Here is a 20,281-nt window from a genome sequence, read left to right on the forward strand (position 1 = left end):
AAGGGAGCAACGATGACCAGTACTGACCTGATGAACCTTGGCGTGATGTCGACATCGCGGAAACGGGACGAGCGGCGGCTGCCGATCCATCCGAGGCACTTCGAACGAATCGACAAGGATCTGCGTGAACGAATGATCCTTGAACGTGGCTACGGTGAACGCTTCGGTTTCTCCGACGCCCAGCTGGAGCCGCTGGTTGGTCGGATCGCCTCCCGCGAGGAGGTTCTCTCCCGCTCCGACGTCATTCTGTTGCCGAAGCCGCAGCCCGCTGATCTTGCAGAGTTCTCCGATGGTCAGATCTTGTGGGGGTGGCCGCACTGTGTTCAGGACCGCGAGGTCACACAGCTGGCCATCGACCGGCGGCTGACGCTGATCGCCTTCGAAGCCATGAACCACTGGACGTCGGCAGGCGACTTTGGGCTCCATGTCTTCCACAAAAACAACGAGCTGGCCGGCTACTGCTCGGTGCTGCATGCCCTCGAGCTGTGCGGGCAGACCGGTGACTATGGCCGCCGGATGCGCGCCGTCGTCCTCGGTTTTGGCGCCACCGCCCGTGGCGCCATTACCGCCCTCAACGCTCATGGGGTCCACGACGTACAGGTGCTCACCAACCGCAGCGTCGCCGCCGTCGGTTCACCGATTCATTCTGTTCGCATCGTCCAATTCGACCACGACGAATCGTCCCCGTACCTCAGCACGGTGATCAGCGACCGTGGCCGGGTGCCGCTGGCGCCGTTCCTCGCCGAAGCCGATATCGTCGTCAACTGCACGCTGCAGGATCCCAATGCGCCGCTGACGTACCTGCGGAACGAGGACCTGGACGCCTTCCAGCCCGGGAGTTTAATCGTGGATGTCTCCTGCGACGAAGGCATGGGTTTCGAGTGGGCGCGTCCGACGTCGTTCGCCGAGCCAATGTTCGAAGTGGGGCATCATATCCGCTACTACGCGGTCGACCACACCCCCTCCTATCTGTGGGATTCGGCCACGTGGGAAGTCAGCGAAGCGGTGCTGCCGTTTCTGCGCACCGTGATGGAGGGTCCTTCCGCCTGGGACGAGAACGACAGCGTCCGCCGAGCCATCGAGATCCGTGACGGAGAAGTTGTAAACCCGGCGATCCTCGAATTCCAGGAACGCGCGCCCAAGTATCCATATGCAGCTGGCGCGCAGGTACCCGCTGAGGTGGTTGATTCGCCCCTGTGATGCGTTCCAGATGGTAACGGCGGGATTCTTCGGGCGCCGAGAGCTTGCGACGAGCCGCCCTACTGCCTGCGGTCCGTCAGCGCCTCTTCCCGTGTCTGGAATTCGAGCTTCATCCAGCCGGCCTTCCGGTAGACCGGTGTGCCGGCGAGCAGCACCAGGAACATCACCACCACGATGCCCAGCATCACGCCGACCATGGCCAGCGCGCCGCCGCCGAGGAAGCCGACCAACGGGCTGATCAGGCCGGCGATGCCGAATTTGAGTGCTCCCATGACCGCCGAGGCGGTGCCCGCCATATGCCCGTAGTTGTTCAGCGACAGCACGGTGGCGTTTGGCGGAACCAGCCCCTGGGTTGCGAAGACCAGCCAGAGCCCGATCAGCACCCCGAATAGTCCGCCCGCACCGGTGAGCACGGTCAGCAGCAGGAGCACGCCGAAGCCGAGTTGTATCAGCACCGACGCCCGCAGGATCCTCGCCGGGGCAATGTGGCGCACCAGGCTCGCGTTGAGCTGCGCCGAAAGCACCAGCACCACGCCATTGAGCGCGAAAACCAGTGCGAACTGGGACCCGCTGAGCCCGTATTGATTCTGGAATACGAACGGCGATCCCACCACGTAGCTCATGATGACGCCCATCCCCAGCCCGGGCAGCACCGCCAGCGCCATGAATTCCCGGTCGCGCAGCAGCGACCAGTATGAGCCCGCGATCTGGCGTGGCCGCGCACCGCGCCGGCTCTCGACCGGCAGGGTCTCCGGCATCCACTTCCACACGATCACCACGAGGGCAGCCCCAATTAGCGCCAGTGCGTAGAACACGGCACGCCAATGCCATTGCCCGGCGATGACCTGCCCAATGGATGGCGCGAACAACGGTGCGACACCAATGACCAGCACCAGCCGCGACATCAACCGCGCCGCTTCCGAACCGATAAACCGGTCGCGGATCACGGCAATTGCGACGACGGCGGCAGCCGCGTTGAAGAATCCCTGCAGCACCCGCAGGCCGATCAGCGTGGCGATATCCGGCGCGATCGAGCACGCCATGGAGATCACGATGTGCAACGTGATGCCAACTATCAGCGGCAGCCGGCGTCCGAACCGGTCGGACAGCGGGCCGATGACCAGCTGTCCCACGCCACCGCCGATCAGCATCGCCGACAGCGTGAACTGCACTGCGGCCTGGCTTGCTTGGAGGTCTGTGGCCACATCCGGCAGGGACGGCAGATACATGTCCGTCGACAACGCAGGCAGCGCGGACAGCGCACCGAGCATCAGCACATATTTGAAGTTCGGTACGTGTCTGGTTTGGTTGCCTGGGACATCAGTCACTCATTCAACCCTAGCGAAGGTAGCCGACGATGTCGTTGGGCCGGTAAACGCCCGCCCAAGGTTTGAGCTCTTCAAGGAAACCGGCACGCGGGCAGGGGCGGCACCCGCTAGTGCTGGCTGCGCCGCGGTTCGGCTGTGGCCAAGGCCTCGTCCTCATCCGGGAGCGGCTCGGCTGAAGGCGGCGGCGGTATGTCGTTGTTGTCCTTGCCCGGCCGGACGACAGGGCGGAACCGCGGCGAGCCGGTGACGCGACGCTTGTTGAACACGTCGAAGGCCACCGCAAGCAGCAGCACCATGCCCTTAATGAACTGCTGGTAGTCGGTTCCAACGCCCATCAGCGACATGCCGTTGTTCAGCACGCCCATGATCAGACCGCCGGTGATGGCGCCGACGACGGTGCCGACGCCGCCGGTCACGGCCGCACCGCCAATGAAGGCAGCGGCAATAGCGTCCAGTTCGAACAAGTTGCCGGCACCCGGGCCGGCCGAATTGAGGCGCCCGGTGAATACCAGGCCCGCCAACGCCGCCAGCACGCCCATGTTGACGAACAGGAAGAAGTCGACCTTCTTGACCTTGACGCCGGATAGTTCGGCGGCGTGCAGATTGCCGCCGCGGGCGTAAACGTGCCGCCCGAAGACACTGCGGGTCATCACCAGGCTGTAGGCAACAATCAGCACAGCCAGCACCACCAGCACAATAGGGGTGCCGCCGCGCGAGCTGCCCAACAGGTAGGTCATGCCAAGAATCATGATGATGCCGAAGGCGAGCTTGGTGGTGAACCACGCTGACGGCTCGTCGTCGAGGCCCATCCTGCGGCGTGAAGCGCGGGCCTTGAACTGCTGCACGGCCAGTGCTGCGGTTGCCAGCAGGCCGAGCCCAATCGTGGTCCAGTCGAAGATGTTCGTCTCCGGCGGGAACAGCCCCGGGAACAGGAATCCGCCGCCCAAGGCACGGTACGGTTCCGGGAAGCCGGTGATGCGCTGATTTCCCAGGGTGATCTGCGTCAGGCCACGGAAGATCAGCATGCCGGCCAGCGTGACGATGAAGGCGGGAATTCCCACGTAGGCAATCCAGAATCCCTGCCACGCTCCGACGAGGGCGCCGACCAGCAGGGAGGCAACCAGGGCCAGCCACCAGGGGAAGTCCCAGCTTTGGATCATCACTCCGGACATCGCACCGACGAAGGCGGCAACGGAGCCGACGGACAGGTCGATGTGACCGGCAATGATCACCATCACCATGCCGATGGCCAGCAGCAGAATGTAGCTGTTCTGCACGATGATGTTCGATACGTTCTCCGGTTGCAGCAGTGCGCCTGCAGTCAGGATCTGGAAGAACCCGACGATGACCAGCAGCGCGACAAATATTCCAATTTGGCGCAGCCGGCTCATCAGGAAACCGGCGGAGTCCTTGATAGTCGTTACCATTCGAACTAGTCCTTGTCCTTGGTCATGTGTTGCATCAGAATTTCGGGGTTCGCGTCGTCGATGGTGACTTCGCCCGTGATGGTGCCTTCGGCCAGCGTGTAGATGCGGTCGCAGATACCGAGGATTTCCGGCAGTTCGGAGGAAATCATGATGACGGCTTTCCCCTGGGCGGCGAGCCGGTGAATGATGGTGTAGATCTCGTACTTCGCGCCAACATCGATACCGCGGGTGGGCTCGTCGAGGATGAGGACGTCCGGGTCGGAGAACATCCACTTCGACAGCACGACCTTCTGCTGGTTGCCGCCGGAGAGCTTGCCGGTCACTGTCGCCACCGATGAGGCCTTGATGTTCATCGACTGGCGGTACTCTTCGGCCACGACTACTTCCTTGTCGCCGTCGACCCATCCGTTGTCCGCCAGCTTGTCCAACGCCGCCGCGGAGACATTGCGCTTGATGTCCTCGATCAGATTGAGGCCGTATTTCTTCCGGTCCTCAGTGGCGTAGGCGATGCCGTGGGAGATGGCCTCGCTGACCGTCTTGGTGCTGATCGGCTTGCCGCGCTTGTAGACAGTGCCGGAGATATTGGTCCCGTAGCTGTGGCCGAAAATGCTCATGGCCAGTTCGGTCCGGCCGGCGCCCATCAGTCCGGCAATGCCCACGATCTCACCAGCGCGCACGGACACATTCGCCCCGTCGATGACCACCCGGGAGTGTTCGGTCGGGTGGTGCACGGTCCAGTCCTCCACCCTCAGGACTTCGTCGCCGATGTCGGGCTCCCGAGCCGGATAACGATTCTCCAGGTCCCGCCCGACCATGCCCTTGATGATGCGGTCCTCGCTGACATCACCGCCGTCGAGCCGCAGCGTTTCAATGGTTTTGCCGTCGCGGATAATCGTGACGACGTCGGCGATGGCGCGGATCTCGTTCAGTTTGTGGCTGATGAGGATGCAGGTGATTCCCTCGTCGCGCAGCCCGCCGACCAGCTGCAGCAGATGCTCGGAGTCCTCATCGTTGAGTGCCGCCGTCGGCTCATCGAGGATCAGCAGCCGGACTTCTTTGGACAGCGCCTTGGCTATTTCGACGAGTTGCTGCTGGCCGACGCCGATGTTGCCTGCTTTGGTGTGCGGACTCAGGTCCAGCCCCACCCGGGTCAGCAGTGCCGCGGCCTCGCTGTTGGTGGCATCCCAGTCGATCAGGCCGCGCCGGGACTTCTCATTGCCCAGGAAGATATTCTCCGCCACGGACAGGTAGGGGCTCAGCGCGAGCTCCTGATGAATGATGACGATGCCGCTCTTCTCGCTGTCCCGGATGTCCTTGAACTCGACGGGGCGATCCTCATAGACGATGTCGCCGTCGTAGGTTCCATAGGGATATACGCCGGAGAGGACTTTCATCAGGGTGGACTTCCCCGCTCCGTTTTCGCCGCAGATGGCATGCACCTGCCCGTGGTCGACGTCGAGGCTGACGTTATCCAGGGCCTTGACTCCCGGGAAGGTCTTTTGTATTTGGCGCATCTGCAGGATGTGTTCAGGCATGCAGTTTCCAATTCTCGCAAGCAGTGGTTCCGGCGCGGATATCCGCCCGTCCACCGCGCTCTGGCGGGTATAACAAGGAAGTGGCCGGCCACCGCCGCCGAGCTTCTTCAGCGGCGATAACCGGCCGGCGCCATTACTTCAGCTCTTTGGCCTCGTAGTAGCCGCTGTCCACCAGGACCTTCTTGTAGTTCTCTTTGGTGACAATCTCGGACTCCAGCAGGTACGACGGGACAACCTTGGTGCCGTTGTCATATGTCTCGGTGTCGTTGACCTCCGGCTTCTTGCCGTTGAGGATGTCATCGACCATGAGGACCGCGCGCTTGCCCAGTTTCCTGACGTCCTTGAAGATCGTCGAATACTGTTCGCCTTCGATAATGGACTTCACGGAGCCGACCTCGGCATCCTGTCCGGTCACGATCGGCAGAGTTTTATTGGTATATCCGGCCGACTTCAGTGCGGAGATAATGCCGATGGACAGGCCATCGTACGGCGACAGAATGCCATCCAGCTTCGCATTGCCAATGGTCAGAAGGTCTTCCATCCTGGCCTGGGCCGTGGCCGGCAGCCAGCGCAGGATGGCAGCCTGCTGGAAGTTTGTCTGGCCACTGGGAACCTTCAGCACGCCGCTGTCCAGATACGGCTGCAGAGTGTCCATTGCTCCGTTCCAGAAGAACTTCGCGTTGTTGTCGTCGGGGCTGCCGGCGAACAGCTCCACATTGAAGGGGCCCTTCTTGCCGGTTTTCTTCCCGTTCTCGTCAAGGATTCCGAGACCGGTCAGCAGGGAGGTCGCTTGCTGGACACCGACCTGATAGTTGTCGAACGTGGTGTAGTAGTCAACAGTGTCCGAGCCCAGAATCAACCGGTCGTAGGAGATGACCGGAATGTCCTGGGCCTCGGCTGTCTCCAGCACGCTCGTCAGGGTTGTACCGTCAATCGAGGCGATGATGAGCGCTTCGGCGCCGTCGGTGATCATGTTCTCGATCTGGGAAACCTGGGTGGGGATGTCGTCATTGGCGTACTGCAGGTCGACTTTGTAGCCGAGTTCCTTCAGCTCCTTCCTGACGTTCTTACCGTCGGCGATCCACCGTTCCGACTGCTGCGTCGGCATCGCTACGCCGATCAAGGCACCCTTGGAGGACTGGTCCTCCTCGTTGCCCCCTGCTCCGCGGCTGCCGCCGCACGCTGTCAGAGTCAGCGCCAGCACACTCGCGGCAGCCACTGAGACGAAGAATTTGTTTTTCTTCACTGCTATTCCTTTCATGGGGCGCCCGGCGCAGATCACAGCATCCCTGGTGTGGAAATGCGTCTGGCACGCCGAATTGTCCAGTCTGCGACCTGGAATGTGAGCGTTCACATCGATCGTGTTAGTTTACTCACAACGCCCGTGAATGTGTCAACGAGTGGCCAGGTTCGCGGGGACTTGGCCGAGGTTTCGGCCCCGGTCTCAGCTGAGCTGGATCATCACCTTTGAGGAACCGGTGGCCCGGTCGGCCGCGAGCTCGAACCCGCGGACCGCTTCTCCGATGGCCACTTCGTGGGTCATCAGCGGCGAGACGTCGACTCCGCCGGCCATCAGTTCCAGCGCCGTGCTGATTTCGTCGACGAACCGGTAGGAGCCGCGGTAGTCGATTTCGCGGGTCACGATGTTGCCGATAGCCGCGGATATCTCGCCGGCCGGAAGGTTGCCGACTTGGACCAGCACCCCGCCACGCTTCACGGCGGCGATGACCCCGCCCAGCGCGCGGGGTGCCCCGGATGCCTCGATGGCTGCATCGACGTCGACCGGGAGGGTATCGCCCCGGCCGGGGTTCACCGTCGCGTCGGCTCCCATGCGGCGCGCGATGTCCAGTGCGTCGTCGGACAGATCCGCGGCAACCACACGCCCTGCCCCGGCGGCCAAGGCAGCGGCAACGGTCAATGCCCCGATCGGCCCGCACCCGTTGATCAGCACCGTCCGGCCGGCCAGTTCGCCGGCCCGGGCGACGGCGTGCAATGCCACCCCGAACGGCTCGGCAAGTGCCGACTCCTTCAGGGTCACCCCGTCCGGCACAATGCGCAGTTGGTCCGGGCGCACCGCGCGGTACCGGCTGAAGGCGCCCTGTTCGTGAGGGTGGAAGGCCGCTGAACCAAAATACCGGACCTGAGGCCAGAGGTTGCTCCGGGCAGCAAGCTCCGGTGCATGGTCACCGACCAAAGTCGCCGGATGCAGCGTCACCGGCGTTCCGACGTCGGCCCCCACGGCGGCCACTGCCTCGGCTGCATCCGTGCCGATTGACGCAATGCGTCCGGAGACTTCGTGGCCCAGCACCAGCGGGTCGGACAGGGCGGCGGTGCCTGAGGTTCCATGTTTCCAGTAGGCAATGTCCGAGCCGCAGATCCCTCCCCAGGCCAGCTCCACGAGGACCTCGTGAGGTCCGGGATGCGGGTCCGGCGTTTCCTCGACCCTCAGGTCGTCCTTGCCATGGACGATGACTGCCTTCATGGTGTGCTCCCTCGATCCCTTCTTGCCGCCATCGTCCGCCGTTGTCGGCTGTTCCCGCCGTCGTCTGCCGTTGTCGGCTGTTCCCGCCGTCGTCGTCAGGCTTAAAGCATATTGACCAGGCCCATGACGCCGACAAAGAACACCGCGATGGCGGACAGCACCAGCATAACGGCGAAGAACTTACCGTCCTTGACCAGCGGATCCGTCTGCCGGTGGGAGAGATAGACGGTCGCGGCTGCAACGCCCATCAGATACACAGCGTTGAGAATGCCGGCCAGGACCACCAAAGCCAGCGGCGACGACACGATGGTGCCGAACAGGCCCCACACCAGCGGCAGTATGATCATAATGGAGCGCATCCAGCGATCGCGTTGCCGTTGGTTGCTCCAGTCGTAGGCACCGAACACGGCGAGCGTGTTCCCCACCTGGCGACCCAGGCTCGGCACGTTGGCGATGATCGTCTTGAACAGTGCGAGGCCGGCGCCGATCAGGAAGACAACGGCTCCCCAGCGTCCCACCTCGGTGGAGAAGATGCTCGAAATGGTGGCCATTACCTCGTCGCCCGCCGGCACGATGCCCTGCGGGTGCAGCACAGCGGCACCGAGGATGTAGAACGCCGCGGTGGAAATCGTGTAGACGAACCAAGCGACCCAGGCGTCCAGTTTCATCACGGAGATCCAGCCGCGGGCACGCTTCACCCACGCTTCGGAACCGTCGTTATGGCCGGACCAGGCTGCGTACCCCTTTTCGACACACCAGTAGGTGTAGGCGGTGATTTCGCCGGCCCCGACGCCCGTCAGGCCGAACATGGACAGTGCCACGCCGAAGGAACCAACGGCGATCTGGAAGCGCATTCCCTCCATCAACTGGCCGGCGGTCCAGGAGAACTCCGTACCCTGAATCGCGAACACCATGACGATAGCGAACACGGCGATGAGCACCACCAAGGCCGTGGAAATCCGCTCCACCACTGTGTACTTGTTGGTCAGGTGGATCGCGATGGCGATGGCCACCAGAATGGCGACCCAACTGCCGATCGAGACGAAAGAGTAGGGGTCGCCGCCGATCGGCATAAGCGAGGAGAAGGCGAATGCCGAGGCGGTAATGACCCCGGCCTGGCTGGTGAGGAACTGGACGAACATCAGCAGCACGAGCCAGGCCATCCAGCCGCGTTTGCCAATTTTCGGTGGAACCTCGTCGTAGCCCGTCACCGCGACTTTGCCGGTGGAGATGGACCAGCGCCCCAACTCGATTTGCACCCACACCTTGATGAAGGTGGAGACCAGCACCAGCCACAGCAGGATGAATCCGACTTCGGCGCCCAAGGTGGTTGCCGTGAGCAGTTCACCGGAGCCGACGACGGCGGCCGAGGTGATCATGCCGGGGCCGAGGAAGCGGAGCTTGCCCAGCCAGCTCTTGGGCGGATCCTGGACGTCGTTGGGATTCAGGGCATACGGATCGTCCAGGTCCCCGGCTCCGAGGGCCGGTTCGGACGTACTAGCTGACAATTCTGCTCCTCTATAGGCGTGGGGCGGCTTGTGCTGACCGAAGGGCGGGACCCGCACCGCGTTCCGTGCCGATCTCTGCTCCCAGTGTTCCAGCGCACACCATCCAATAGGATATTTGCTTCGGGTGCCCGGGAGAAAGTATTGCCACAAGTTGCACTATCGCCGGAGGCAGGGTCTCGATGGCAGGGTTCCGAGGGCGGGTCTCGGGGGAACATTTCAGAGGCAGGGTCTCGGAGGGCGGGTCTCGCTATCGTTTGATGGTGGAGCCCCGCGTCCGGACGAACTCCGGCAATTGTCGACCTTCCCACCATGACACCGCGTGGTTGATGGCAGTCCCCAGCGCAAGGGACACTGCGATGGCCAGCAGCACGGCGAATTCGGTGGACAGTTGCGGCAGGGCGCCGGACACAGTGCCGACTCCCACCGAATAGGCGGACCACAGCACCCCGGCGAGAACAGAATGTGCCATGAAGCGGCGGAGAGGCTGGGGGACCATGGCCGCGGCCACGTTAAGTGTCAGTCGTCCCAACGGAACAAACCGGGAGGTCAGCACCAGCGGTAGCCCCTTGCGCCCCAATCGGGTCCGCGCGGCCTGGAAGCCTGACTGCCACCGGCGGCCGGAAAAGAACTTCCGCTCCGTCAGATTAAACCGTCGCGCCACAAAGAAAGTCGCGGCGTCGCCGGCCACGGCCCCGGCCAACATGGCAGCAGCCAGCAGGTAAGGGTTGAGGTGATCTGTCTGTGCTGAGAGGGACCCCAGCGCGACGAACAGCGTGGTACTCGGCACCGGCGGAATCATCGCTGACACGGTCACGAAGAGCGCCCCGGCCGGATAGATCCACCAGTAGTCCAGACTGCGCAGTAGCTCGCCGAGTTCGTTCATGCGTCCATCCTCCCCGACAAACAAGTCGGATGCGCTGAACGGTCTTGCTGTAGCGCCAGGCAGCCAGTACCTCCCGCCCCACCGGTAGCATGGCATCAACGCGTCGAAGCGAGAACTATGGGGGAGCAGCCGTGTCCCGAGTCGGGCGGCGCAGCGAGTGAGCGGACAGTAAGACCCCGCCCTTGAGGCAAAAGTCCTCGGCGTAGGTCGTCATCGCTAACCGCGCCAGGAATCGTTCCAATCCGTACCAGGTGAGTATTTCGTCTGTCGGACGTCGGCGACGCCGTGCGAGGTTCTGCAGATGGTGGTAGGTCTTCTCTGCCGTCAAAGCAGAATCTCCAATGCTCGTTGCAGCGGTCCCTTCGCCCGGGGCAGGGTGGCCGCCATGTCCATGAGCATTGCGGGGTGGGATCCTCGGCGCTTCAGCCAATTTCGCAACGCCTCCAAGCCTGTCTCGTAGCCTGCACTGGCTCTCAGCCGAAAAGCATCCACAATCGACCGTTCGGGGGAGTAGATCCCAATTTCCAAGCCCTCCCCGCCCTCGATGGAAAGTTCTGAACGACCGACGTTGAAGGTCGCCTTGTCGAAGAGGTGCCAGGTGACGGGGGACGCGAGCCTCGGTGGAGTCTTGCTCCGTGGCAGTGCCAAGTCAATAGCGGACGGGATTTCATCAATGAGTCCGTGGCGGGCCAAGGCGCTGTTGAGACAGATAGTGCCGAGCGGAGCCTTATGCGCGGCCTCGATCAGGTCGAGGTCGGCTTCGATGCCGTCGCCGTACACATAAAGTCCAGGCGCGACCTGATCGATCACTCCGGCATCCCGAAGACGGTAGAGGTTGGATTTTGAGACACCCTGGTTCACAGCGTCGCTGATGCTGAAAACCGAATCGTGTGGGAGCCGATCCAACGTCTGGCCGTTAGGCTTCATGGTGCTATTCTACGACGGGTAACTATATTTGTCGTGGAAATGTCCCACATCGCCCGGATGCTTCCTCTGCATCGCAGTCGTTTCAGAGTTTCGGTGCGGTTGTCACCTCGACGCCGGCTCCCACCCGATTGCCGGAGCGACGTGCTTGGCCACGTTGCCCAGCAGTTTCGCGTTGTAGTCCACCCCGAGCAGGTTGGGCACCGTGAGCATCAGGGTGTCGGCGGAGGCGACCGCGGTGTCGGCGGCAAGGTCTTCGGCAAGTTGATCTGGTTCGCCAATGTAGCTCTTGCCGGACCGGGACATGGCGCCGTCGAGCACGCCGACCTGGTCGCGGTTCTCGCGCAGCGCGCTGAGGCCAAAGTATTGGTGGTCCTCGTCGTCGACAATGGGCAGCACGCTTCGGCTGACCGAGACGCGGGGCGTGAAGTCATGGCCGGCGCCAGCCCAGGCGTCGCGGAACATGTGGATCTGTTCGGCCTGCAGTTCGTGGAAGGGGACGCCGGTGTCTTCGGTAAGCAGCGTGGAGCTCATCAGGTTCATACCGTGTTCCGCGGCCCAGACGGCGGTCTTGCGGGTGCCGGCGCCCCACCAGATACGTTCGCTGAGTCCGGGGGAGTGCGGCTGGACGGGCAGCAGGCCGGAGGCTTGGCGGGGATCGGGTTCTGCGACGCCGGCACCGCTGATGGCGTGGCGGAACACCTTGGTGTGGCGGCGGGCCATATCCGCGGCATCTTCGCCGTCGTCGGGCCGGTAGCCGAAGTTGGCGGCGCCATTGAGGGCGGGTTCGGGCGACCCGCGGCTGATGCCCAGCTGCAGCCGTCCGCCGCTGATGAGGTCTGTCTGGGCCGCTTCCTCTGCCATGTATAGCGGGTTTTCGTAGCGCATATCGACGACGCCGGTGCCCATCTCGATCCGGTTGGTGCGCGCGGCGACGGCCGAGAGTAGCGGGAACGGGGACGCCTGCTGGCGGGCGAAATGGTGGACCCGGAAGAACGCCCCGTCGAGGCCGAGCTCTTCGGTCGCTTCGGCGAGTTCAACGCTTTGCAACAGGGAGTCGCGGGCGGTGCGGGCCTGTGACCCATCGATGGGGGACCAGTGGCCGAAGGAGAGGAAACCGATGCGCTTCATGTCCGCGGTAACCATCCGGCGCCGGACCTCATTCCTTGCCTTTCCCGGTCTCCCTATAGGATTTACGTATGACGGAACCGCAACCCCGCCGCGTGCTGAACCGGCAAGTCCTGGCTGACCACGTCTACGAAGAGCTGATGGCTTCGCTCATCGATGGCCGCTTCGAGGCCGGTGCCAGCATCAGCATCGACGGCATCGCCCGCGAACTGGATGTGTCGCCGACGCCGGTGCGGGAGGCGCTGGCCCGGTTGGAACATACGGGAATGGTGGAGCGGGTCGCACTGCGCGGGTATAAGGTGGCGCCGCTGTTCACGGCCCATGAGCTGGAGCAGCTGATGGAGGCGCGGCTGGTCATCGAGCCGGTAAACGCCGAGAAGGCATGCGGTCATTCCACGCCCGAATTCAAGAAGCAACTGGAGCAGACCATTGAGGCATTGCGGTCCTCGCCCACGGGGTCGTCCTATGCGGAGTTCCGGGACTACTGGAAGGCGGACGAGGACTTCCATCGGCTGATCGCCGAACACGCGGACAATCCCTTCATTCTTAATGCGTTCAACACCCTGGGCGGACAAGTGCAGCGGTTCCGTTTCTTCGCCGGCCTCGGTGTCACCGACGCCGAAAACGCGATTGCCGAACACCAGAAAATCCGCGACGCAATCGCGGCGGAGGACCCGGCCGCTGCCCGGCAGGCGATGGAGGACCACCTCAACGGGGTCAAGCAGCGTTCCATCGAGGACAGCGCGGGAACCGGGTAGGGTGCCGGTGCCTCGGGAGCGCCGGGGCCGGGTAGAGGTGCGAACCACTAAATGTTGGCCCGCCGACGTCGGCAGTTCCTCTCGAGATGTTGGTCCGGCGATATCGGCAGTTCCTCGGGAGATGTCGGCAGCTCCGCGCGAGATAGCGCCTTGGCCTCGAAGTAGCCCGTTGCAATGGGCTACCTCACGGCTAACCCCCTACCTCGGCGGGAAGTATCGATCTCGGGCAGGGCGGGAAGTATCGACCTCGGGGCAGTGCGGGAAGTATCGACCTCGGGGCAGTGCGGGAAGTATCGACCTCGGGGCAGTGCGGGAAGTATCGGCCTCGGGGCTCGGCGGGAAGTAACGACCTCGGGCGGTAACGACGAGGTACCGGCTATGTCCGTGCTGGTTGTGTCCGTGCAGCACGATTGACATTTGCGAGTCCCGTCGTGAATCCTATAGGAAACACGATGCCATCGGGACGGAGCTCACAATATGCCATATACAGCCGACAACTGGCCGATCACCGCGGCGCTGCTGCAGTTTCCCAACAAGGGCGCCGACGGCGTCCGGAACGAGGATGCCGATCCGTCAGTCTGGGAAGGCGTGTTCAGCGAGGTCAAGGAAGCCGGTTTCTCCAACGTCGACCTGTTCGACTCCTGGATCCACCCGGGCGACCTCTCCAGCCGGCGGCTGGATGAGCTGAAGCTCGCCGCCGATAACGTCGGCATCGGCGCCCCGGCGGTTTCCGCGATTCGCCGCAGCGTGATCGACGAGCAGAACTGGGAAAACAACCTCGACTACAGCCATCGCACGCTGGAGGCCGCGGCGCACCTCGGCTGCGAAGTGGTCTCCTTCGGCCTGCACCAGGCGTTGACCGAAGAGCAACAGAAGCAGCTGTGGTTCTGGACGGTGGAGGGCCACAAGGACCCGGTCAATGACAAGGACACCTGGAACAAGGCGGTCTCCCGGCTCCAGGAGCTCGGCAAGCATGCCGCGGAGCTCGGACTGCTGATGTCGCTGGAATTGTACGAAGACACCTACCTGGGCACCGGCGATTCGGCCGTGCAGCTGGTCCAGGACATCGACCTGCCCAATGTCGGGCTGAACCCGGATATGGGCAACCTGATCAGGCTGCACCGCCCGATCGAATCCGTGCAGGAGATGATCGCCAAGACGGTGCCCTATGCCAACTACTGGCACGTGAAGAACTACTCCCGTGACGAGGATGTGGCCCGCGGCTACTATGTGGCGGTGCCGGCGCCGCTGGAAACCGGGCTGATCAGCTACCGTGAAGCGTTTAAGACAGCGCTGTCTTACGGTTTCCAGGGAATTATCTGCACCGAACACTATGGTGGAGATGGACTCAGCGTTTCGGCGTCGAACCAGGACTACCTGCGCAACAGGATCCTTCCCAGGACGGCCGACTACAAGCTGGGCCAACCGCTGGTGGCACAGGGGCGGCAGCAGCCGGCGCGCGCCGCCGGCTGACAACGTTCAGACCGGATTCGATGAGGAGCCATGACACGGATATTCGATGACCCCAGCAACTTTGCCAACGAAGCACTGGCCGGGTTCGCCGCCGCCAACCGTCAATATGTAGCACCCGTCGACGGCGGCGTGGTGCGCTCGACCGAGATGAAGGACGGCCAGGCCGCCCTGGTCATCGGTGGCGGGTCGGGCCACTATCCCGCCTTCGCCGGCCTGGTGGGCCAGGGGCTCGCGGCCGGTTCGGTCTGCGGCAACATGTTCGCCTCGCCGTCGGCCAGCCAGGTCTACCGGGTGGCCAAGGCTGCCAATGCCGGCGGCGGCGTGCTGCTCAGCTACGGCAACTACGCCGGCGACGTGCTGCACTTCGGCCAGGCCCAGCTGCGGCTCAATGCCGAAGGCATCGAAACCCGCACGGTCGTGGTCACGGACGATATCGCCAGCGCCCCGATTGAGGAATTGTCCTCGCGCCGCGGCATCGCCGGCGACCTCACGGTCTTCAAGATCGCCGGATCCGCGGCCGACGAAGGACTCAACCTGGACGAGGTGGAGCGGCTGGCGGTCAAGACCAACTACCGCACGCGCTCGCTGGGCGTCGCCTTCGACGGCTGCACCCTGCCCGGCGCATCCGAGCCGCTGTTCCACGTCCCCGAGCGGCATATGTCCCTGGGACTGGGTATCCACGGCGAACCCGGCATTTCCGACCACGCCATGCCCTCGGCCTCGGAACTGGCGGAGTTGCTGGTCAGTCGGCTGCTTCAGGACAAGCCCGACGACGCCGGCAACCGGGTGGTGCCGATCGTCAACGGGCTGGGAACGGTCAAGTATGAGGAGCTGTTCCTGCTTTACGGCAAGATCGAGGCGAAACTTGCCGAGGCCGGCCTGGAGACCGTGGAGCCCGAATGCGGCGAGCTGGTCACCAGCCTCGACATGTCCGGACTGTCGCTGACGTTGCTCTGGCTCGACGATGAACTCGAACATCATTGGGCCGCTCCGGCGGACACTCCCGCCTATCGCAAGGGCCATCTTGAGGTCCGCCCGCATCGCGATGTGGAGCAACTGGCCGAGGCCGCAACGGCCGACGTCGAACCGCCCACCACCGCGGCAGCGCGGCTCAGCGCCGGCGCCGCGGCCATGCTGGAGGCGGTGCGCGCCGTCGTCGTCGAGCATGAAGAAGAACTCGGAAAGCTGGACGCGATCGCCGGCGACGGCGACCACGGCATTGGGATGCGCCGCGGCGTTGATGCTGCTGCCGACGTCGCAGCCGCCTGCGCGGAATCTTCTGCCGGCGTTGACCGTTTACTCATAGAGGCGGGCGAAGCCTGGGCCGAGAAGGCTGGCGGCACCTCCGGCGCCCTGTGGGGCTCGGCGATCATCGCCGTCGGGCAGTCGCTGGGTAACCGGGACAGCTACAACGACGACGACGGTCTGGCCGCCGTGACGGCGTTCAGCGAGGCGATCATGGGGTTGGGCCAGGCCGAACCGGGCGATAAGACCATGGTCGATGCGCTGGTGCCGTACACGGCAGTGTTCACCGAACACCAGCAGTCGGGAGCTTCGCTGGGGCAGACGTTGTCCGCCGCGGCCGGCCAGGCCAACGAAGCCGCGCAGGCCACCGCAGAGATGCGGCCTAAGAAAGGCCGGGCCCGCCCGCTGGCCGAAAAGAGCATCGGGCACCCGGACCCCGGGGCGGTCTCGTTCGGCAAGATCGCGTCCGCGGTCGCGACGGCTTATCAGGATTTGAATGGAAAAGGAGCGCAGGCATGAGTGGAAAATGGCGCATTGTCGTTGGCAATGACGAGGCCGGTGTTGAGTTCAAGACGGCCCTGAAGGAGCTGCTGGAAGCGGACGACCGCGTGGAGTCGGTGATCGACGTCGGCGTGGGCGCAGACGATTCCACCGCATACCCGCACGTTGCCGTGGAAGGTGCGCGGAAGGTCGCCGCAGGTGAAGCGGACCGGGCGCTGCTGATCTGCGGCACCGGTATGGGCGTGGCCATCTCGGCGAACAAGGTTCCGGGCATCCGCGCCGTCACCGCCCACGACAGCTACTCGGTGGAGCGGTCAGTGCTCAGCAACAACGCCCAGGTGCTGACCTTCGGCCAGCGGGTGATCGGGCTGGAGCTGGCGAAGAAGCTCACCAAGGAATGGCTGAGCCACCGCTTCGACGAAAACTCCGGCTCCGCGGCGAAGGTCGCGGCCATCAGCTCCTACGAGCAGGAAGAAGGCTGAACCGTGACCGAGGGAACTGACATGCCGGCCGGAATCGCGACCTTCCCTGCGGATAAGACGGCAATCGTCACCGGCGCCGTCTCGCCGCGGGGGATCGGGCGCGGCACTGTCGACTACCTGGCCGAGCGCGGGTGGAACATTGGCGTCCTCGACCTGGACGACGACGGCTGCAAGGCAGTCGCGAAAGAGGTCGCCGATAAGTTCAACGTGCAGGCTGCCGGAGTGGGCGCGAATGTCTCCGACGAGACTGCCGTCCGCGCCGCCGTCGACGAGCTGGAGGAGCAGCTGCCGCAGATTGTGGCACTGGTCAACCTGGCCGGAGTCAGCTCGCCGGTTCCGTACCTGGAGCTGGAACCGGATGAATGGGACCGGGTGCTGAATATCAACCTCAACGGTGTGCATTACATGACCCGGCGGGTCTCGGAGTCGCTGGTGAAGCACCGGATCGGCCGCATCGTCAACATCTCCTCGGTCTCGGCCCAGCGCGGCGGCGGAACATACAGCAAGACCCCGTACTCCGTGGCGAAGGCCGGCGTGATCGGGCTGACCCGGTCCGTGGCCCGCGAGCTGGGCGGATACGACGTGACGGTCAACGCCATCTCTCCCGGGCCGATCGACACCGACATCATGGGCGGCAGGCTCACCGACGAACGTAAAGAGGCCATGGCAGCCGACGGGGTGCTCAACCGGGTGGGTACGCCGCGCGACATTGCCGCAGCCATCCACTTCCTGATCGGTGAAGACGCCGGTTTCATCACCGGACAAACCCTCAATGTCGACGGCGGGCTCTACATGCACTAAGAGCGCGCTGTCTCGAACCAAAAGCGCGTTGACGTGCACCAGCACCGCGCCGCCGACGCACACCGCCAGCGAAGAGTGAGAGGTTGTTATGTCCGACTACCGAGTCGCCATCACCGGTGAAAACGCCCACATGGACGGTTCGACGATTTACGGCGACATCGGGCTCCAGCGGCTCGAGCAGGCAGGGCTGAGCTGGGAGGTGCTGCCCAAGAGCGGATCGGATACGGTTTCGGCCGCCGAGCTTGAGGGGTTCAATGCGCTGTTCGCGCTGGGCCACTACAAGGTCAGCGCCGATTCCCTCGCCGGGCTGACGGACTTCCGCCACGTCGCGCGTTTCGGCGCCGGCTACGACGCTGTCGACGTCCCGGCATGCACCGACGCCGGCGTCGTCGTCACCAACGCTCCCGAAGCGGTCCGCAAGCCGATGGCCCATGCGACAATTGCCATGCTCTTCGCCCTCGCCCACAACCTGGTGATCAAGGACAAACTGGTCCGCACCGGCCGGTGGGCCGAAAAGCAGCATTGGCGCGGCGCCGGGCTCGATGGTGCAACGATTGGCCTGGTCGGCCTCGGCGGTATTGGCGAGTCCATCGCCCGGGACCTGAAGGGCCTGGGACTGAAAACCATTGCCTACAACCGGTCCCCGAAACCGGAGCTGGCCGCCGCACTCGGGGTGGACCAGAAACCACTGGCGGAGGTGCTCGCCGAGAGCGACTTCGTCATCGTCACCGTTGCCGCCAATGCTCAGACCCGCCACCTCATCGGTGCGGAGGAGTTGTCCGCGATGAAACCGGGTTCGTTCTTCATCAACGTGGCCCGCGGGAGCGTGGTGGACGAACAAGCGCTGACCGGCCACCTGCAGAGCGGACACCTGGCCGGAGCGGCGCTGGATGTTTTCGCGACCGAGCCGCTGCCGTCGTCGAGCCCGTTGATGGGTATGGACAACGTCGTGCTGGCCCCGCACGGTCTGTGCTGGACCGATTCATTCACCGACGCCGTGGCGACCTCGGCCATCAATGACATCATCGCCGTGAGCCGCGGGCAGCGTCCCGTCCATCCGGTGAATCCCGAGGTGCTCGCCTAGCCGCTGAAACAGCGTGCGAGGCATCACAAAAACCCTTGACGGACTGCTGAATCGCCGCAATACTAGCTGACAACCTCAGTAATCGTATTGGATCGAGGATCTACAATGGCGTCATCGGCTGATTCAGTAGAAGCGCAGGACCCTTATACGCTCACTGCCGACGGCATTAAGGAGCCACCGGTTGGGTGGAAGGCCAGCCTGCGGTATCTGGGCCCCGGGCTGATCCTGAGCGCCTCCATCGTTGGCTCGGGCGAACTCATCGCCACCACCGCGCTGGGCGCCGAAGCGGGTTTCGTCATCCTCTGGATGGTGATCGTCTCGACCCTGGTGAAGGTTGCCGTTCAGGTTGAACTGGCGCGCTGGACCATTGTCACCGGAAATCCGGCCCTGACCGGCTTCAATAAGGTCCCGCCGAAGGTCGGGCGGATGAGCTGGGTCAACATCCTCTGGATTGTGCTGGCGCTGTCCAAGTTCCTGCAGTTCGGCGGTATCGTGGGCGGTGTCGCCGTCGCGTGCAGCATCCTGCTGCCCCTGGGCGGCGGACCCCTGAGCATGACCTCGATGACGATCTGGACGGTCTTTTTGGTCGTGTTGAGCATTGTGCTGCTGTATAAGAACAGCTACCGGCTGATCGAACGTGGAGCCTTCGCCCTCGTCGTCATCTTCGTTTTCATCACCATCGTCATCGCGCTGGGGCTGCCGCTGACGCCGTTCGCCTACGGCCCCGACGACGTCCTGGGCGGCCTGACGTTTATGATTCCTGCCGGGGCTGTCGGCGCGGCGGTCGCGATGTTCGGAATCACCGGCGTCGGCGCCGACGAAATCACCTACTACACCTACTGGTGCGTGGAAAAAGGGTACGCGCGCTGGGTCGGCCCCAACGACGGCAGCGAAGCGTGGGAACGCCGCGCCAAGGGCTGGATCCGCGTGATGTACAAGGACGCCATCATCTCCTGGATCATCTACACCTTCGGCACCCTGGCCTTCTTCATCATGGGGGCGTCCGTGCTGCATCCGCAGGGGCTGAACCCCCAGGGCAACGAGATGATCACCACGCTGTCCAGAATGTACACCGACACCCTCGGCGAGTGGGCCAACATCGGCTTCCTGATCGGCGCCGTCGCAGTGCTCGGCTCGACCATGTGGGCCGCCATTCCCAGCTGGTCGCGGATGTACTCCAACATCCTGGCCACCATGGGCGTCTTCGACTGGCACACGGAGCCGGCCAAGCGGCTGAAGTGGATCCGCTTCTTCACCGTCGCGATGCCGATTATCTGGGGCGCGGCCTTCCTGCTGCTGCAGGTTCCGGTGCTGATGGTCCAAATCGGTGGCGTGGTGACAGGTATCTTCCTGGTCGCCGTCGTCATCACCGTTTGGTACTTGCGGAAGACGGAAGTCGACCCGCGGCTGTATGGCGGCAAGTGGTTCAACACCGCACTGCTGATCAGCAGCATCGCCATCGGGCTGCTGGGCATCTACACGCTGCTGAACGTGTTCGGAGTTTCCATCGGCTGAGGCTGAT

17 protein-coding genes are annotated in these 20,281 nt (G+C 63.7%); 8 read left to right on the top strand and 9 right to left on the bottom strand.

Annotated elements, in window-relative coordinates; all coding sequences use genetic code 11:
* Positions 1 to 12: 12 nt before the first annotated feature.
* On the top strand, positions 13 to 1,200 hold the full coding sequence (locus H535_RS0112665) for a N(5)-(carboxyethyl)ornithine synthase (RefSeq protein ID WP_026819846.1): 1,188 nt from the start codon (positions 13 to 15) through the stop codon (positions 1,198 to 1,200).
* Positions 1,201 to 1,259: 59 nt separating this feature from the next.
* Here the strand turns inward: H535_RS0112665 and H535_RS25220 are convergent, their stop codons facing one another.
* From H535_RS25220 to H535_RS0112710, 9 genes are all read right to left on the bottom strand, one after another.
* Entirely contained in the window at positions 1,260 to 2,528 is a 1,269-nt protein-coding gene (locus H535_RS25220) for a multidrug effflux MFS transporter (protein WP_051299157.1), read from the bottom strand.
* Positions 2,529 to 2,635: 107 nt separating this feature from the next.
* A complete protein-coding gene (mmsB, locus tag H535_RS25225; RefSeq protein ID WP_081416652.1) occupies positions 2,636 to 3,955 on the bottom strand; it encodes a multiple monosaccharide ABC transporter permease in 1,320 nt (439 codons plus the stop codon).
* 5 nt (positions 3,956 to 3,960) lie between these two features.
* On the bottom strand, positions 3,961 to 5,490 hold the full coding sequence (gene mmsA / locus H535_RS0112680; protein ID WP_026819847.1) for a multiple monosaccharide ABC transporter ATP-binding protein: 1,530 nt from the start codon (positions 5,488 to 5,490) through the stop codon (positions 3,961 to 3,963).
* Between the two features lie 133 nt (positions 5,491 to 5,623).
* The gene (chvE, locus tag H535_RS0112685; protein WP_026819848.1) at positions 5,624 to 6,736 is read right to left on the bottom strand and encodes a multiple monosaccharide ABC transporter substrate-binding protein; all 1,113 of its coding nucleotides are present in this window, start codon (positions 6,734 to 6,736) and stop codon (positions 5,624 to 5,626) included.
* Positions 6,737 to 6,934: 198 nt separating this feature from the next.
* The gene (locus tag H535_RS0112690; RefSeq protein WP_026819849.1) at positions 6,935 to 7,972 is read right to left on the bottom strand and encodes an L-idonate 5-dehydrogenase; all 1,038 of its coding nucleotides are present in this window, start codon (positions 7,970 to 7,972) and stop codon (positions 6,935 to 6,937) included.
* A 101-nt stretch (positions 7,973 to 8,073) separates the two neighbouring features.
* Complete coding sequence (locus H535_RS25230) at positions 8,074 to 9,480, bottom strand: Nramp family divalent metal transporter (protein WP_245580293.1); 1,407 nt, start codon at positions 9,478 to 9,480, stop codon at positions 8,074 to 8,076.
* A gap of 247 nt (positions 9,481 to 9,727) precedes the next feature.
* Positions 9,728 to 10,363, bottom strand: a complete 636-nt coding sequence (locus H535_RS25235) for a DedA family protein (protein ID WP_051299163.1) — start codon at positions 10,361 to 10,363, stop codon at positions 9,728 to 9,730.
* Between the two features lie 324 nt (positions 10,364 to 10,687).
* Entirely contained in the window at positions 10,688 to 11,290 is a 603-nt protein-coding gene (locus H535_RS0112705; RefSeq protein WP_081416653.1) for a type IV toxin-antitoxin system AbiEi family antitoxin domain-containing protein, read from the bottom strand.
* Positions 11,291 to 11,392: 102 nt separating this feature from the next.
* Positions 11,393 to 12,418, bottom strand: a complete 1,026-nt coding sequence (locus tag H535_RS0112710) for an LLM class flavin-dependent oxidoreductase (RefSeq protein WP_026819851.1) — start codon at positions 12,416 to 12,418, stop codon at positions 11,393 to 11,395.
* A 68-nt stretch (positions 12,419 to 12,486) separates the two neighbouring features.
* Here H535_RS0112710 and H535_RS0112715 point away from each other — a divergent pair, with 68 nt between their 5' ends.
* The 7 genes from H535_RS0112715 to H535_RS0112745 all read left to right on the top strand — a co-directional run bounded on the left by H535_RS0112715 (position 12,487) and on the right by H535_RS0112745 (position 20,274).
* Positions 12,487 to 13,173, top strand: coding sequence for a GntR family transcriptional regulator (locus H535_RS0112715; protein WP_026819852.1), 687 nt, complete (start codon positions 12,487 to 12,489; stop codon positions 13,171 to 13,173).
* 477 nt (positions 13,174 to 13,650) lie between these two features.
* Entirely contained in the window at positions 13,651 to 14,646 is a 996-nt protein-coding gene (locus H535_RS0112720; RefSeq protein ID WP_026819853.1) for a sugar phosphate isomerase/epimerase family protein, read from the top strand.
* 30 nt (positions 14,647 to 14,676) lie between these two features.
* Positions 14,677 to 16,410, top strand: coding sequence for a dihydroxyacetone kinase family protein (locus tag H535_RS25240; protein WP_051299167.1), 1,734 nt, complete (start codon positions 14,677 to 14,679; stop codon positions 16,408 to 16,410).
* Positions 16,407 to 16,874, top strand: coding sequence for a ribose-5-phosphate isomerase (locus H535_RS0112730; protein WP_026819854.1), 468 nt, complete (start codon positions 16,407 to 16,409; stop codon positions 16,872 to 16,874). The genes H535_RS25240 and H535_RS0112730 overlap by 4 nt, the downstream gene beginning before the upstream one ends.
* A gap of 21 nt (positions 16,875 to 16,895) precedes the next feature.
* A complete protein-coding gene (locus tag H535_RS0112735; protein ID WP_051299202.1) occupies positions 16,896 to 17,675 on the top strand; it encodes an SDR family NAD(P)-dependent oxidoreductase in 780 nt (259 codons plus the stop codon).
* Positions 17,676 to 17,763: 88 nt separating this feature from the next.
* Entirely contained in the window at positions 17,764 to 18,759 is a 996-nt protein-coding gene (locus H535_RS25245) for a 2-hydroxyacid dehydrogenase (RefSeq protein ID WP_051299169.1), read from the top strand.
* Positions 18,760 to 18,864: 105 nt separating this feature from the next.
* Positions 18,865 to 20,274: an Nramp family divalent metal transporter gene (locus tag H535_RS0112745; protein ID WP_026819856.1), complete on the top strand. Its 1,410-nt coding sequence runs from the start codon at positions 18,865 to 18,867 to the stop codon at positions 20,272 to 20,274.
* Positions 20,275 to 20,281: the final 7 nt, after the last annotated feature.

The organism is Arthrobacter castelli DSM 16402 (genome assembly GCF_000430705.1).
Taxonomy (GTDB): Bacteria; Actinomycetota; Actinomycetes; order Actinomycetales; family Micrococcaceae; genus Arthrobacter_C; species Arthrobacter_C castelli.

Excerpts from the sequence above, each read along its gene's own strand:
- H535_RS0112710 (WP_026819851.1), bottom strand. The coding sequence starts at position 12,418 with ATGAAGCGCATCGGTTTCCTCTCCTTCGGCCACTGGTCCCCCATCGAT.
- H535_RS0112715 (WP_026819852.1), top strand. The coding sequence starts at position 12,487 with ATGACGGAACCGCAACCCCGCCGCGTGCTGAACCGGCAAGTCCTGGCT.
- H535_RS25235 (WP_051299163.1), bottom strand. The coding sequence starts at position 10,363 with ATGAACGAACTCGGCGAGCTACTGCGCAGTCTGGACTACTGGTGGATC.
- H535_RS0112665 (WP_026819846.1), top strand. The coding sequence starts at position 13 with ATGACCAGTACTGACCTGATGAACCTTGGCGTGATGTCGACATCGCGG.
- H535_RS0112720 (WP_026819853.1), top strand. The coding sequence starts at position 13,651 with ATGCCATATACAGCCGACAACTGGCCGATCACCGCGGCGCTGCTGCAG.
- H535_RS25240 (WP_051299167.1), top strand. The coding sequence starts at position 14,677 with ATGACACGGATATTCGATGACCCCAGCAACTTTGCCAACGAAGCACTG.
- mmsA (WP_026819847.1), bottom strand. The coding sequence starts at position 5,490 with ATGCCTGAACACATCCTGCAGATGCGCCAAATACAAAAGACCTTCCCG.
- H535_RS0112745 (WP_026819856.1), top strand. The coding sequence starts at position 18,865 with ATGGCGTCATCGGCTGATTCAGTAGAAGCGCAGGACCCTTATACGCTC.
- H535_RS0112690 (WP_026819849.1), bottom strand. The coding sequence starts at position 7,972 with ATGAAGGCAGTCATCGTCCATGGCAAGGACGACCTGAGGGTCGAGGAA.
- H535_RS0112730 (WP_026819854.1), top strand. The coding sequence starts at position 16,407 with ATGAGTGGAAAATGGCGCATTGTCGTTGGCAATGACGAGGCCGGTGTT.
- H535_RS0112735 (WP_051299202.1), top strand. The coding sequence starts at position 16,896 with ATGCCGGCCGGAATCGCGACCTTCCCTGCGGATAAGACGGCAATCGTC.
- mmsB (WP_081416652.1), bottom strand. The coding sequence starts at position 3,955 with ATGGTAACGACTATCAAGGACTCCGCCGGTTTCCTGATGAGCCGGCTG.
- H535_RS0112705 (WP_081416653.1), bottom strand. The coding sequence starts at position 11,290 with ATGAAGCCTAACGGCCAGACGTTGGATCGGCTCCCACACGATTCGGTT.
- H535_RS25245 (WP_051299169.1), top strand. The coding sequence starts at position 17,764 with ATGTCCGACTACCGAGTCGCCATCACCGGTGAAAACGCCCACATGGAC.